The organism is Microbacterium sp. CGR1, from assembly GCF_051062835.1.
GTDB lineage: Bacteria > Actinomycetota > Actinomycetes > Actinomycetales > Microbacteriaceae > Microbacterium.
The window spans coordinates 1,430,274-1,443,750 of record NZ_JAOTPG010000001.1 but is presented as its reverse complement, the minus strand read 5'-3'; the positions used below and the strand labels follow the sequence as shown (position 1 = coordinate 1,443,750).

The following is a 13,477-nucleotide window of genomic DNA, read 5'->3' as shown; positions in this document are numbered from 1 at the left end:
TCAGGCGACGGGGATGAGGCACGGTCCGATCGAGCTGCGTCTGGTGCGCTCTCGTGATGCCAGGCCGCTGCAGCACGAGCTGCTGAGCAACCGCTCGTGGCTGCAGCCGTGGGAGGCCACCGTCCCGTACGGATCGGTCTCGTTCGACATGCGACTCAGCATCCGCCGTCTTCTTCAGCAGTACCGCGACGGCCAGGGCTACCCGTTCGTCATGGAGTACGACGGAGAGGTCGCCGGGCAGCTCAACGTCTGGGGTGTCTCCCGGGGGTCGCTCTGCTCGGCGACGATCGGCTACTGGGTGAGCGAGCGGTTCGCCGGCAAGGGCATCACTCCTACGGCGGTGGCGCTGGCCACGGACGCATGCTTCGCCGAGTACGCGTTGCATCGGATGGAGATCTGCATCCGACCCGAGAACGCGGCGAGTCTGCGAGTGGTGCAGAAGCTCGGCTTCCGCTATGAAGGGCTCCGTCGGCGCTACATCCACATCGACGGGGACTGGCGCGACCACTATGCGTTCGCTCTCACGCGTGAGGATGTTCCTCAGGGCGTGCTGGCGCGGTGGCTCAGCGGTCAGGTGCCACCGGATGCTGCGACCATCCCACCGTCGGACCGGCTCTCGATCTGAGGCCGCGACACGCCGAACTCGTCGCGACACACGCCCGGACTGAGCCTCGTGAACAGCGATGTTCCCGTACCGTTGTCGACATGGACGGGCCGGTGCTGAGCGGGGGAGTGATAGTCCTCGTCGCTGTGCTCCTGTGGATGCTCTATCTGCTGCCCTCGTGGCGCGGCCGTTTTCAATATGACGCCGCCGAGCGCAACGCCGTGCGTCTGAACCAGGCTCTTCGGGTGCTGGCCGAGACCAGCGAGACTCCCGGCGAGGTGCGCCTCGAGCTGAACGCTCGCACGGCCCTCGCGCAGCAGAAGCTCGCGAAGCGGGTGCAGTCCGAGAAAGAGGCCGCCGAGCTCACGCTTCTCCGCGAGGAGCTCGCGGCCGCCAAGGCGGACCCGGTCGTCCGGCAGGCGCGTGCGCGCCGACGGGTGCGCATCGTCTCGACCTCCGGGCTTCTCCTGGGATTGGCTCTCACCGGACTCGGTGTGTGGCAGGTCATCGCGACCCAGGCCCAGCTTCTTCTCTGGATCGGTGCCGCGACTGTCGTGGCCGCCGGATTCGCACTTCAGCGTATGGCGTCGGTCGCTGCGCGTGCCGCTCGCAGACGGGTCGCTCCCGTCGAGCAGCCGGTCGCCCGCGTCGAACCGAAGCTGCACGATCAGGGCCGCGCCACCTGGACGCCGCGTCCGCTTCCTGAGCCTTTGGTCTCGGTCGCGGGGTCGCGCGCGCAGGTCGCGCGGGCCGAGATGGATGCGCAGGAGGAGCGTCGTACCGCCGCTCGCCTCGCCGAACTGCGCGAGCGCGCCGAGCGGATGGCGCCGGCGACGCCCGTGCAGATCCCGGCAGCCGCATCGCCGTTCTCGAAGATGGGCTATGTCGACGACGCCGAGATCGAGGCGCATGTGCGCGACCTGCTCGCGAAGCGCGCGGCAGGCTGATCTCCGCGACACGGACACCTCGTCCGGCGTGATAGCGTAGAAGACGTCAGGGCCTATGGCGCAGTTGGTAGCGCGCCTCGTTCGCATCGAGGAGGTCAGGGGTTCGAATCCCCTTAGGTCCACAGACGAAGAAGCCCCTCCGAGCGCACGCACGGAGGGGCTTCCTTCGTCTATACGGCTGAGCGATTCGGGGAGCCACCGCAGCGGAGCGAGGATGGCGGAGTCCCCTTAGGTCCACAGACGAAGAAGCCCCTCCGAGCGCACGCACGGAGGGGCTTTCTCTGTCTGCTTCTCGCCTACGTGCGGTTCGCTCGGTAATACGCGAGCAGAGCCTTGGTCGAGGCGTCCTGCGCGTCGATCGCCGACTCGTCGCCGCCGATCGCGGGGGCGATCTGCATCGCGAGCTGCTTGCCGAGCTCGACACCCCACTGGTCGAACGAGTTGATGCCCCAGATCGTGCCCTGGGTGAACGTGATGTGCTCGTAGAGGGCGATGAGCTGACCGAGCACCTGCGGTGTCAGGGCGGGCGCGAAGATCGATGTCGTCGGTCGGTTGCCCGCGAACGTGCGGGCCGCGACGAGAGCACCCGTGGTGCCCTCGGCCTCGACCTCCTCGGCGGTCTTGCCGAACGCGAGCGCCTTCGTCTGGGCGAGGAAGTTCGCGAGGAACAGCTCGTGCACATCCTGGCCGCCGTCGGCGAGCGGATACGCCGGGTTCACGAAGGCGATGAAGTCGGCGGGGATCAGCCGGGTGCCCTGGTGGATGAGCTGGTAGAACGCGTGCTGTCCGTTGGTGCCGGGCTCGCCCCAGAAGACTTCTCCGGTGTCGGTCGTGACCGGCGTGCCGTCCCAGCGGACGGACTTGCCGTTCGACTCCATCGTGAGCTGCTGCAGATACGCGGGGAAGCGGCTCAGCTGCTGCGCATAGGGCAGCACGGCGTGCGACTGGGCGCCGTGGAAGTTCACGTACCAGACGTTGAGAAGGCCCATCAGCACGGGCACGTTGCGCTCGAGAGGAGTCGTGCGCACATGCTCGTCGACGGAGTGGAAACCGGCCAGGAGGTCGCGGAAGGTGTCGGGGCCGAGGGCGACCGCGAGCGACAGGCCGATCGCGGAGTCGACCGAGTAGCGACCGCCCACCCAGTCCCAGAACCCGAACGCGTTGGCGGGGTCGATGCCGAAGGCGGCGACCTTGTCGAGCGCGGTCGACACGGCCACGAAGTGGTGCGCGACGGCGTCCGTGCGGGCGTCGTCGTCGTCGGAGATGGCACCGGACGCCGCGAGGCCCTCCCACAGCCAGTCACGCGCCAGGCGGGCGTTGGTGAGCGTCTCGAGAGTGGTGAAAGTCTTCGACGCGACGATGAAGAGCGTGGTCTCGGGGTCGAGGTCTGCGGTCTTCTGGGCGAGGTCCGTGGGGTCGATGTTCGATACGAACCGCGCCTCGATGCCGGCATCCGCGTAGGGCTTCAGCGCCTCGTAGACCATCACGGGACCGAGGTCCGAGCCGCCGATGCCGATGTTGACGACGTGCGTGACCTTCTTGCCGGTGATCCCGAGCCACTCGCCCGCGCGGACCCGCGTCGCGAACGCGCTCAGCGCGTCGAGCACCGACTGCACGTCGGCATCCACGTCCTGGCCGTCGACGACCAGCGCGGGGGAGACCCCTGCCGGGCGGCGGAGCGCCGTATGCAGCACGGCGCGGTCCTCGGACGTGTTGAGGTGGGTGCCCTCGATCATCGCCGTGTAGCGCTCGGCCACGCCGGTCTGCTCGGCGAGGCGCAGCAGCGCTGCGAGGACCTCGTCGGTGACGAGGTTCTTCGACAGATCGACGTGGAGGTCGGCGAGCGGGAACGAGAAGCGCTCGGCGCGGTCGGCGTCGGCGGCGAACCAGCCGCGCAGATCGGCGCTGATCGACTCGCGCAGGGCGGTGAGGTCGGACCAGGCGGGAGTGAGTGTCGGATCAACAGGAGCGGTCATGGATCCACGGTACTGCGGCGGGCGACCCGATGAGCCCGTGATGACGCGAGAGCTCGCTCTAGGATTGCTGCGATGACCGACACGGACCCCGAGACGACCGCAGACCGGCGGATCAGGGCGTCCGTCACCCGCCGATTCGTGCGGGATCCGCTGATCGTCGGGCTCATCCTGCTGGCCGCTGCGATCGTCTGGACGCTCGCGGGCGATGATCTGGGCTTCTTCTCCTTCCTCCTGATGCTGATCGGAGGGTGGTGCCTCGCCTTCTCCTTCGTGAACGCCACGATGGAGATGCGACCCGCGCGCAACGGCGTCGTGCTGGAGCTCGGTGTGGCAGCGGTGCTGACCGCGCTCATGATCTTCGTCATCGAGTTCGGCGGCGACGACCTTCTCGACGGCCTTCCCGAAGGTGCACGGGCGGTGATCGTGGTGCTGCAGATCGCGGCGGCCCCTGCCACCGCATGGATCTGGCTCGGGCTGCTCTCACGGATCACCGATCTGTTCCGGCGTCGGGACAGGATGGCGCGGCCGACGCCCGCGCCACCCGAATGGCAGCGGGAGGACGGCGGCGACGGATCACGCGTCGAGTTCCCCGCCCTCGACCTGCGGATGCGCTCGCTCACCCTCGGGATCATCGGAGTCGTCGTGCTCGTCGGCCTTGCGGGAACCGCATTGCTGATCGCATTCGACGATGCGATGATGAACATGGGCCCCCGAGTCGTGATCCTCGTGATGGGCGTGGTCATCGGGCTTCCGGGGTACCTCCTGCTCAGGGCGGGCATGCGTCGACGGACGCTCCGGTGCACACTCGCTTTCGGCAACGACGAGCTCCGGATCCGCGCCGGCACGTCGAGTCATCGCATCCCCTTCCCGGAACTCCAGACCCTCGTCTGGCGGATGCGCAGCGATTACGCCCGGGTGGAGGTGCGAGGTGCCGGCGCCGACCTCTCGCTCATCGTCGGCCTCGCGAAGCCGCCCTCAGGCCGCACTGCGGAGCTCCCCCCGCTGCCTCGACGCGTGTTCCGCCGTCTCGAGCTCGCGGGACTCACCGTGGAGCGCTCTCGTCGTGACGAGGTCGTAACGTTCCGCCGCGCCGTCTGAACGCACGTGCGTGCACGGGCGAGCGCGCGCACGAGGTACGGTTTCCTTCATGGGAAGACTGCGGTATGACGGCACATCGGAGCCGATACTGATCGACGACGAGACGCTCGCACACCTCAAGGTCATCGTGGGGACGAAGCTGCGCCGCCAGGAGAGCTTCATGATGACCTGGCACCCGCGCGAGGGAGGCGACACCGGTCGGCTGACCGTGTGGATCCACCCGGCCATCCCGCTGCAGTTCCTCTTCACCTCGGCGGAGTCGCTGCCCGTCGAGAAGCATCGCATCGAGGACATGATGCGCTCCCTCAATGCGACCGGTGAGCTCGTGATCGACGACTACGTCGAACCGCCCGCCGCGGGCGGAGACAAGCCGCGCGCCTGAGCTACTCGGCCGGATACCCGTCGGCCGTGAGCAGCCGGGCGAGCTGCGCCGCATTGCGGGCGGCGGTGGACGTGGCCCGAGCGACCTTCTCGGGTGTCTCGTCGAGGTCCTTGTAGTCGACGGTGTGCATAGCCTCGCCGTTCCAGTACACGGATCCCTGCGCGGGCACCGAGTAGCCGATGTCGTTCAGCGACTGGAACAGGATCGCGGCGATGTGGTGCGCGCCGTCCTCGTTGCCGACGATGCCGGCGATCGCGACCTTGTCGAACAGGATCGGCCTGCCCGCGTCATCCGTCTCGCTCAGCTCGGCGTCGAGCCGTTCGAGCACGCGCTGGGCGACGCTCGAGTGCTGCCCCATCCAGGTCGGGGTGAGGAAGACGAGGATGTCGGCGGCGTGGACCTTCTCGCGCAGCGCCGGCCACTGGTCGTCGCCGCCCATGTCGGCCTCGACGCCCGGTCTGATCACGTGATCCACCGCTCGTACGATCTCTCCCGAGACTCCGTGCTCGCTGAGGGCTGCGAGGATCTGCGACCCGAGCAGGTCGGTGCTCGAGTCCGCGGGGGAGGGCTTCAGTGTGCAGGAGATGGCAAGGGCGGTCAGTTGTGCGGTCATGTCTGTACGAAACCACCTTCGATGGGGATGCCCCAGGGGGTTCCGTCACCGGGGCGTCTGCGCTAGACGGTATCCTGGATGACGGCCGTTACGACAGGAGACACCGTGATCCTCAGCTTCATCTTCTTCATGATCCTCTTCCTCGGAGGCATCTGGCTCATGGGGTTCGCTCAGTCGCTGGAGGACTTCCAGGCGATCGTCTTCGTCGCCGGCCTCCTCATCACCAGCCTGTCGCTGGCTTTCATGATGCGTCAGCGCGGATCGGCCACCCGCCGCAAGGACAACTGGTCGGGCAACCCCACCGAGTAGTCGGCGGCGCCCGCCAGGGCATTCAGCCCCGTTTGGCGAGTCTCATCTCGAGATTCGCCTTCACGGCGGGCCATTCGGGCTCGATGATCGAGAACTCGACGCTGTCGCGCAGTGCGCCGTTGCGGTACCGGCTCATCGCGCGCATGACGCCGTCCTGCTTCGCGCCGAGCCGCTCGATCGCGGCTCGCGACTGGAAGTTCACCCACTGGGTGGTCAGCCCGACGCGGAACACCCCGAGATCCTCGAACGCATGGCGGAGCAGCAGCAGCTTGGATTCCGCATTCGTCCCGGTGCCGTGCGCGGAGGGGCGGTTCCAGGTGTACCCGATGTGCAGCCGCGGAGAGTCCTCATCGATGTCGTAGTACGACGTCAGACCGAGGATGCGGCCGGACGAGTCGAACGCGGTGAAGGGGATCATCCCTCCGCTGTCGATGAGGCCGATCCGGCGATCGATCTCGGCGGCGAGTCCCTCGGGTGAGGGGACGGAGGTGTACCAGGCGTTCTTCCACAGGTCGCCTTCGAGAAGGGCGTCGAGGAGCCCGTCGTGGTGGGAGACCTCGAGCGGGCGGAGCTCGACGAGGCGTCCGGTGAGGGTGATCGGGGCCGGAGCGGTGCGGAACGTCATACTGCCATTCAACCAGCGGCGAGACCAGGGGAGCGTCAGGGGCTCGGCAGACGATGCTCCCACTGGCCTGTGCCCATCCTCGCGCCGACGTAGGTGGTCTCTCCCACCCGCCGGAGCAGGCGCTGGTAGGCGATCACGATCTCGATCGTCACGCCCAGGTCGAAGGCGAGGCTCGCGGGATGCGGCCCTCGTGCCCGCTCGGCCGCGGCATACGCTGCGGGGGTGATCAGCAGCCGCGCAGCCCATTCGTCGGCGCGGCGCTCCTGGCGCTCGCGTTCCACGGCATCCGCTGTCGGGGTATGGCCGAGCATCGCGTGCGCGAGCTCATGCGCCAGCACGCTGCAGGTCGTCCGCGCGCTCAGCCCGGGAGTCACTCGGATCGTGGCGGTGCGAGGCTCGTAGCCGCCGAACGTGCGGCCGGAGCGCTCGATGAGATGCAGCCCGTTGTCCTCGAGCAGCCGGAGGAGGCGCTCCATGAGGCCTCCTCGTCGCGTGGGCGTCAGTCGTAGAGATCGTCGGTGTCGTCGTCGTGCGCGAGGGGCGACTCGAACGCCACCTCGGCTTCATCTTCGTGTCGGCCGCGGACATCGGTGCGGGGGCGCAGAGGGGTGACCGTCGCGGTGTGCACACCGCCCTCGGCGCGCAGCCGTTCCTCGGCGCGGTTGAGCACGATATGCGGCTCGAGATCGAGTGAGGCGCTGACGGCGTAGAGGACCGGGATCGGGATCGCCCGCTTGCCGGTGACGTAGTTGTCGAGGGCGCTGCGCGCGATGCCGATCTCGCGCGCCATCGCCGCGATGCTGCTGCTTGCGGCGCCGATCTCACCCCGGAGCTGGCGCCCGACGGCCGCATTGAACTGCTCGCCCGGTGTCTTCACGTGAGTCACGATAGCACCGGGATGAAGCCAGGATGCCGTCATATTGGCGCGTACGAGGCTTGTCGTGCGCCATGTGCGGCGATACCGTCTTCATGTGAAGACAGATCTGCGACGAGCGGTGGCATTGACGGTGAGATCCGAACTCGTGAGTGCAGGCCGAACCGTTCCGTGGCTCGCCGAGCAGACGGGGATCGCTCTGCACGTGCTGCAGAAGCAGCTGGCGATGCAGCTCGACTTCACGGTCACGGACCTGGCCGAGATCGCGGGTGCCCTGTCGATCGACGTCGCGCGGCTCGTGCCGCGGCTCTCCGGTCGATGAAGGGCCGCTCATGCCTCGCGCCCCGAGGACGGTCGCACTAGCGTGGGGGTATGAAGACCGTCCCGTTCGGATCCGCCACCGCCCCTGCCGTCGTCGCCGGAATGATGCGCATCGACGACAAGGATCCCGCGCAGATCCGCGAGCTGTACGACACCGCCCGCACCGCGGGCATCGACTTCTTCGACCATGCCGACATCTACGGCGGGAGCATGCACTTCTGCGAGGCGCGCTTCGCAGACGCGCTCGAGCTGAGTGCGGCCGAGCGCGACGAGATCGTGCTGCAGACCAAGTGCGGCATCAATCCCGCGGAGGGGTCGTTCGACTTCTCGTACGAGCACATCGTGCGCCAGGTCGAGGGCTCACTGAAGGCGCTGCGCACCGATCACATCGACGTCCTGCTGCTGCACCGTCCTGATGCCCTCGTCGAGCCGGAGGAGGTCGCGAGGGCCTTCGACGAGCTCGAAGCCGCGGGCAAGGTGCGCGCGTTCGGTGTCTCGAACCACACCCCTCGCCAGATCGATCTGCTCCGCACGGCCGTGACACAGCCGCTGATCGCGAATCAGCTGCAGCTGTCGATCACCCATGCGCCGATCATCGCCCAGCCCGTCGCAGCCAACATGGTGGGTGAGGATCAGAGCGTCGTCCGCGACGGCGGCGGCATCGTCGAGTACTGCCGCATCAACGGCATCACGATCCAGGCATGGTCGCCGTTCCAGGGCGGATTCTTCACCGGCGTCTTCCTCGGCAACCCCGAGTACGCCGAGCTCAACGCGGTGCTCGATCGTCTCGCTGCGTCATACGGGGTCACGCCGATCGCGATCGCGACGGCCTGGATCACGAGGCACCCCGCCAAGATGCAGGTCGTGCTGGGTACGACGACGCCCGATCGGGTGCGGGATGCCGCGGCGGGAGCCGAGATCGAGCTCACGCGCGCCGAATGGTACGAGCTGTTCCGCGCGGCAGGGCACCTCCTCCCGTAGTCCGGGCCCGATGAACGCTCGTCGTCTACCCTGAACTCATGCCGTTCCTGTTCTCGATCCTCGTCATCGCGCTGATGGTCGGCGCGCTCGTGGACATCATCAAGCGCGACGACGCGCAGGTGAGGTTCCTGCCGAAGATGGTGTGGATCATCATCGTCATCCTGCTGCCGCTGATCGGCAGTCTGCTGTGGTTCGCGATCGGCCGGGAGTACTCCGAGGCGGGCCTGCGCATTCCGCGCATGCGTCCGGCCGCCCGACCCGCGAGGCGTCAGCCGGACCCGCGGCCCGCTGCGGCGCCGGTCGACACTCGGAGCACCGAGCAGCAGATCGCCGACCTCGACCGTGAGATCGAGGAGTGGCGTCTGCGTCAGGAGATCGAGAAGCGCCGTCGCGAGGGCGGAGACTCGCCCGCGGGGCCGGAGCCTGCGGCAGGCTAAGCGACCGCAGCGACGTCGAAGGACTCCCGAATGGCATCCTCGAGCTTCGGGTAGGCGAACTCGAATCCGGCCAGAGTCAGCTTCTCGGGGATCACCCACCGGCTCTTCAGGATCAGCTCGGTCTCGGTGCGGATGCCGATGGCGCCGATCTCCAGCATCCACCGGGGCATCGGCGGTCCGAAGCCCACGCCGAGCACTCGGCGCACCGTGGCCATGAACTCCGCGTTGTCCGACGGGTTCGGCGAGGCGGCATTGACCGGCCCCTCGAGAGACGGAGTCGCCTCGAGGAAGTCGATGATGCGTGCGACGTCTTCGACATGCACCCAGCTGAACCGCTGCGCTCCCCGCCTGGCGCCGGGGAGGTGCCCCGTGCCGGCGGCTCGACGCGCGCGGCTCACGGGCCACGGGCCGTCGTGCTGGGCGCCGCCGAGGCCGAGGCGGGCGAGGTTCTTCAGGGGGCCGAGCACGCCTCCGTGCCCGAGAACGATCGCACTGCGCAGTGCGACCCGGCGGGTCTGCGGCAGGTCATCGGCGAACAGAGCGCGTTCCCAGGCCTTCGCGACCTCGACAGAGAAACCGGTGCCGAGGCCGCCGGACGACTCGGTCATCGGGCGGTCCTCGGCGTGGCGGTAGATCGTCGCGGTCGAGGAGTTCACCCACAGCGGCGGCGGGTTCGATGCCTTCGCGATCGCGGAGCTCAGCGACGACGTGGTGTCGAGCCGCGAGCGGAAGATGGCTGCGCGGTTGTCGGGGGTGTACCGGCAGTTCACGCTCTTGCCGGCGAGGCCGATGACGAGCGAAGAGCCGTCGACGGCGCGGTCGATCGCATCCTGGTCGCCCCACGCGATGTCGGCGCCCGACCGTGAGATCGTGATCACCTCGCGCCCTGTCGCGCGCAGACGCGGGATCAGGTACCGGCCCATGAACCCGGTGGATCCGCCGATCACGACGGGGCCTTCGGGAGAGGGGATGGCGTCCGTCACGGGGTCTCGCTCTCGATCGCGTACTCGAAGAATCCGGTGTACTCGTAGACGCGACCGAGCAGGGGTGCGTCGATCGTCATGTTCACGTGGTGTCGCTCGCGCTCTTCGTCCCAGCGCTCGACGAGACCGATGCGCGGACGCAGGAAACCCGGGGCGGCGATGCGGAGACGCCCGAACCTCATCCCCACCCGACGGATGGTGAGCACGACCGCTCCGTCGCGGACATCGATGTCGAAGGTCGTGACGACCGTGCGGTGCGGGCCGATCTCGTTGCGCAGGATCCGGTTCGCGCCGAGCGAGACGATGTCGGGCATCACCCACGTGCGACCGGGGAGCTCGAAGTGCCGGACGGCCACGGCGGTCCCGTCGATCGTGCGGTTCTCGATCCGGAACGGGACGTCCTGCTCCCATCCGGCGAACGCGACGCCGAGCGCCTCCGCGATGCGGAACACTGGCCACAGCCATCGATGCCGCGAACCCGCAGTCGTGAACACGCCGGTGCCGACGCCGACGTGACCGTCGGGGATGGTGCGGAAGTACCAGGCCGTCTTCGGGTGGAGTTCGGAGATGCGCTCGCCGAGAGCCCGCTCGTAGGGCGACCCCTGTGCGGTGTCCGCTGCTGTCACCCCCTCACCCTACCGAGCGGCGGGGCGCAGCAGGCGATCGAGCAGGGCGAGCGACTCCTGCTGGGGCGTCGATTCGTCGAGCAGCCACTGGGTCTGCAGACCGTCGGACGCCGCGACGATCAGGGCGGCGACGGCACCGGCATCCACATCGTCACGCATGAGCCCGCCGTCCTGCTGGTGACGGATGACGTCGGCCATGTCCGTGCGCAGGCGGGCGAAGCGGGTCGTGGCGAACTCCCGCGCGGCGGGGTGCCCCTCTTCGAGTGCGGCGGCGACCAGCGTCGAGTAGAGCTGCACGAGGCCCGGGATCTCGCGGTTGGTGCGTGCGGACTCGAGCATCCGCTCCACGGGGGTGGCGTGGTCGGGGAGCGCGTCCGGCTGCTGTCGCCCTGGTGCCGTGCTCTCCTTGTAGACCGCCACCAGCAGCTCCTCGAGGGAGCCGAAGTAGTGGGTGAGGGCGGAGTGCGTGACGCCGACGGCGCTCGCGATCGCGCGCAGGCTCGTGCGGTCGGCACCCCGTGCGGCGAAGACCTCGATCGCCCTGTCCAGGATCTCCTGACGGCGGGCGATCCCCTTCGCGTATGCGCCGCGCGGACGGAGGCGGTCCTCGTCGGCGGAGGCGGGGAGGTCGTCGGTCATGGGACGAGTGTAGCGAAATGAAAACTTCCATGCGGAGGTATTTGGTGATAGCGTGCTCGGACAGACGGGCCGTCGAGCCCGCACGTCGCCGAAGACTGAAGGAGAGACCAGTGACGATCCAGACTTCCATCCAGCTGTTCACGATCAAGGACCAGCTGGAGGCCGACCTCGAAGGCTCACTGAAAGAGGTAGCCGCTCGGGGATTCACCGCCGTCGAGCCCTACGACTTCGTGCGCCGAGCGCAGCCGATGGCGGATGCGCTGCAGAGCGCGGGCCTCACCGCGCCCTCGGGGCACGCTTTTCTCGCCTCGCAGTCGTTCGTGAACCCCGACGGCAGTGGCACCACGCTTCCGGTCCCGTCTCCGGCCGAGGTGTTCGCCGCGGCCAAGGTACTCGGCATGGGCACGGTCATCGATCCGTACACCGAACCCGCGCGCTGGGAGTCGATCGAGCAGATCGAGGAGACGGCCCGCCTGCTGAACGAGGCTGCCGCCGTCGGCGCGAGCGTCGGCGTGCGCGTCGGCTACCACAACCACGCGCATGAACTCGAGGCCCTGTTCGACGGTGTGACCGGACTCGAAGTGCTCGCAGGCCTGCTCGACGAGCGCGTCGTGCTCGAGGTCGACCTGTACTGGGTCGCCCGCGGGGGTGTCGACCCTGTCGCACTGCTGCAGCGCCTCGGCGACCGCGTGATCGCGGTGCACGCCAAGGACGGGACACTCGAACCCGCGCTGGGGAACGTGTACCCGCCCGCCGATCAGGTTCCCGCGGGTGAGGGCACGGTCCCGCTCGTCGAGGCCATCGCCGCCGCTCCCGCCCTCGAGCTCGCGATCGTCGAGTTCGACCACTACGAGGGCGACCTGTGGGCCGCCGTCGAGAGCAGCCGCGTCTACCTCGACGAGAAGGTGGCCGGCTGATGGCCATCGGCAACGGACCCGTCGGCGTCGGCATCATCGGCGCGGGCAACATCAGCGACCAGTACCTGTCGAACCTCACGACGTTCCCCGACGTGCGGGTCATCGCCGTCGGCGACCTGCTCGAGGACCGTGCGAAGGCTCAGGCCGAGAAGTACGGTGTCCCGCGCTCCGGTGGCGTCGATGCGGTGCTGAACGACCCCGAGATCGACATCGTCGTGAACCTGACGATCCCGGCCGTCCACGTCGAGGTGTCCGAGGCGATCATCGCCGCGGGCAAGCACGTCTGGACCGAGAAGCCGATCGGCGTGAGCCGCGATGAGTCGCTGCGTCTGCTGCAGAAGGCGGATGCGGCGGGGCTCCGCGTCGGCGTCGCGCCCGACACCGTCCTCGGACCCGGCGTGCAGACCGCGAAGCGCGCGATCGCACGCGGCGACATCGGGCGGCCGCTGTTCGCCCAGACCACCTTCCAGTGGCAGGGACCGGAGATCTTCCACCCGAACCCCGCATTCCTCTACGCCAAGGGTGCCGGCCCTCTGCTCGACATGGGGCCGTACTACGTGTCGGCGCTCGTGCACGTGTTCGGTCCCGTCGCGGCCGTCGCTGCCCTCGGGCTGCAGGGCACCCCGACACGCACGGTGCAGGTCGGCGAGCTCGCGGGTCAGGAGTTCCCGGTCGAGATCCCGTCGACGCTCAGCGTGCTGATGGACTTCGAGCAGGGCGGACAGGCTCAGAGCCTGTACAGCACCGACTCGCCGCTGCTGCGTCAGGGCATCGTCGAGATCACCGGCACCGAGGGGACGATCGTGATCCCCGACCCGAACACGTTCGGCGGTCCCATCACCATCACGCGTCCGCTCTCGCGGGTCTTCGTGCCGCCGGAGCCGACCGTGCAGGATGTCGTCGACGTCGAGCAGGAGGGTGTGCTCTCGGGTCGTGGCGTCGGGCTGCTCGACATGGCGCGCTCGATCGCGGCCGGCCGCCCGCACGTCGCCACCGGCGAGTTCGGGTACCACGTGCTCGACACCCTGCTGTCGATCGAGGAGGCGGCGGAGTCCCGCAGCTTCGTGAAGGTCGAGAGCACGCTCGACGAGGTCGGCGCGATCGACGCCGGCTTCGACCCGTTCGAGTCGACTCTCTGAGACACG

At 68.4% G+C, this 13,477-nt stretch carries 18 protein-coding genes and 1 tRNA gene; 11 read left to right on the top strand and 8 right to left on the bottom strand.

Annotated features, from left to right (window positions below):
- Positions 1–13: 13 nt before the first annotated feature.
- The 3 genes from OD997_RS07090 (at position 14) to OD997_RS07080 (ending at position 1,673) form a co-directional block, all read left to right on the top strand.
- Entirely contained in the window at positions 14–625 is a 612-nt protein-coding gene (locus OD997_RS07090; protein WP_434332352.1) for a GNAT family N-acetyltransferase, read from the top strand.
- An 80-nt stretch (positions 626–705) separates the two neighbouring features.
- Entirely contained in the window at positions 706–1,551 is an 846-nt protein-coding gene (locus tag OD997_RS07085) for a hypothetical protein (protein ID WP_434330977.1), read from the top strand.
- A 49-nt stretch (positions 1,552–1,600) separates the two neighbouring features.
- Positions 1,601–1,673 (top strand) — tRNA-Ala (locus OD997_RS07080).
- A gap of 174 nt (positions 1,674–1,847) precedes the next feature.
- Here OD997_RS07080 and pgi read toward each other — a convergent pair.
- The gene (gene pgi, locus OD997_RS07075) at positions 1,848–3,527 is read right to left on the bottom strand and encodes a glucose-6-phosphate isomerase (protein WP_434330976.1); all 1,680 of its coding nucleotides are present in this window, start codon (positions 3,525–3,527) and stop codon (positions 1,848–1,850) included.
- Positions 3,528–3,599: 72 nt separating this feature from the next.
- Between pgi and OD997_RS07070 the strand changes: the two genes are divergently transcribed.
- Both OD997_RS07070 and OD997_RS07065 read left to right on the top strand, forming a co-directional pair.
- The gene (locus OD997_RS07070) at positions 3,600–4,625 is read left to right on the top strand and encodes a hypothetical protein (protein ID WP_434330975.1); all 1,026 of its coding nucleotides are present in this window, start codon (positions 3,600–3,602) and stop codon (positions 4,623–4,625) included.
- A gap of 49 nt (positions 4,626–4,674) precedes the next feature.
- Positions 4,675–5,007 (top strand): hypothetical protein, encoded by a 333-nt coding sequence (locus OD997_RS07065; RefSeq protein ID WP_434330974.1) that lies wholly within the window; start codon positions 4,675–4,677, stop codon positions 5,005–5,007.
- A 1-nt stretch (position 5,008) separates the two neighbouring features.
- Here OD997_RS07065 and OD997_RS07060 read toward each other — a convergent pair whose 3' ends face one another.
- Positions 5,009–5,620 carry a flavodoxin family protein gene (locus OD997_RS07060; RefSeq protein ID WP_434330973.1) on the bottom strand — a complete coding sequence of 204 codons (612 nt, stop codon included), beginning with the start codon at positions 5,618–5,620 and terminating at the stop codon, positions 5,009–5,011.
- Between the two features lie 78 nt (positions 5,621–5,698).
- Here OD997_RS07060 and OD997_RS07055 point away from each other — a divergent pair, with 78 nt between their 5' ends.
- On the top strand, positions 5,699–5,929 hold the full coding sequence (locus OD997_RS07055; protein ID WP_235560012.1) for a hypothetical protein: 231 nt from the start codon (positions 5,699–5,701) through the stop codon (positions 5,927–5,929).
- Between the two features lie 22 nt (positions 5,930–5,951).
- Here OD997_RS07055 and OD997_RS07050 read toward each other — a convergent pair whose 3' ends face one another.
- Genes OD997_RS07050 through OD997_RS07040 form a run of 3 tightly spaced genes read right to left on the bottom strand, consistent with a single transcriptional unit; the run spans position 5,952 to position 7,431 of the window.
- Positions 5,952–6,554 carry a GNAT family N-acetyltransferase gene (locus OD997_RS07050; protein WP_434330972.1) on the bottom strand — a complete coding sequence of 201 codons (603 nt, stop codon included), beginning with the start codon at positions 6,552–6,554 and terminating at the stop codon, positions 5,952–5,954.
- 35 nt (positions 6,555–6,589) lie between these two features.
- Positions 6,590–7,030, bottom strand: a complete 441-nt coding sequence (locus OD997_RS07045) for an ImmA/IrrE family metallo-endopeptidase (protein WP_434330971.1) — start codon at positions 7,028–7,030, stop codon at positions 6,590–6,592.
- A gap of 23 nt (positions 7,031–7,053) precedes the next feature.
- Positions 7,054–7,431, bottom strand: a complete 378-nt coding sequence (locus OD997_RS07040; protein ID WP_434330970.1) for a helix-turn-helix domain-containing protein — start codon at positions 7,429–7,431, stop codon at positions 7,054–7,056.
- 94 nt (positions 7,432–7,525) lie between these two features.
- Between OD997_RS07040 and OD997_RS07035 the strand changes: the two genes are divergently transcribed.
- Genes OD997_RS07035 through OD997_RS07025 form a run of 3 tightly spaced genes read left to right on the top strand, consistent with a single transcriptional unit; the run spans position 7,526 to position 9,167 of the window.
- Positions 7,526–7,750 carry a hypothetical protein gene (locus tag OD997_RS07035; protein ID WP_434330969.1) on the top strand — a complete coding sequence of 75 codons (225 nt, stop codon included), beginning with the start codon at positions 7,526–7,528 and terminating at the stop codon, positions 7,748–7,750.
- A gap of 50 nt (positions 7,751–7,800) precedes the next feature.
- Complete coding sequence (locus OD997_RS07030) at positions 7,801–8,730, top strand: aldo/keto reductase (protein WP_434330968.1); 930 nt, start codon at positions 7,801–7,803, stop codon at positions 8,728–8,730.
- A gap of 38 nt (positions 8,731–8,768) precedes the next feature.
- On the top strand, positions 8,769–9,167 hold the full coding sequence (locus OD997_RS07025) for a PLDc N-terminal domain-containing protein (protein WP_434330967.1): 399 nt from the start codon (positions 8,769–8,771) through the stop codon (positions 9,165–9,167).
- Here the strand turns inward: OD997_RS07025 and OD997_RS07020 are convergent.
- From OD997_RS07020 to OD997_RS07010, 3 genes are read right to left on the bottom strand one after another with little or no spacing between them, the layout of a single operon-like run.
- A complete protein-coding gene (locus OD997_RS07020; protein ID WP_434330966.1) occupies positions 9,164–10,150 on the bottom strand; it encodes an epimerase in 987 nt (328 codons plus the stop codon). The two genes, OD997_RS07025 and OD997_RS07020, sit on opposite strands and share 4 nt — an antisense overlap.
- Positions 10,147–10,776, bottom strand: coding sequence for a DUF4166 domain-containing protein (locus tag OD997_RS07015; RefSeq protein ID WP_434330965.1), 630 nt, complete (start codon positions 10,774–10,776; stop codon positions 10,147–10,149). Before OD997_RS07015 ends, OD997_RS07020 begins: the two co-directional genes overlap by 4 nt.
- A 9-nt stretch (positions 10,777–10,785) precedes the next feature.
- Positions 10,786–11,415, bottom strand: coding sequence for a TetR/AcrR family transcriptional regulator (locus OD997_RS07010; protein ID WP_434330964.1), 630 nt, complete (start codon positions 11,413–11,415; stop codon positions 10,786–10,788).
- A gap of 110 nt (positions 11,416–11,525) precedes the next feature.
- On the opposite strand from OD997_RS07010, the gene OD997_RS07005 reads away from it, so the two are divergent.
- Positions 11,526–12,332: a sugar phosphate isomerase/epimerase family protein gene (locus OD997_RS07005; protein WP_434330963.1), complete on the top strand. Its 807-nt coding sequence runs from the start codon at positions 11,526–11,528 to the stop codon at positions 12,330–12,332.
- Positions 12,332–13,471, top strand: coding sequence for a Gfo/Idh/MocA family protein (locus tag OD997_RS07000; protein ID WP_434330962.1), 1,140 nt, complete (start codon positions 12,332–12,334; stop codon positions 13,469–13,471). The genes OD997_RS07005 and OD997_RS07000 overlap by 1 nt, the downstream gene beginning before the upstream one ends.
- Positions 13,472–13,477: the final 6 nt, after the last annotated feature.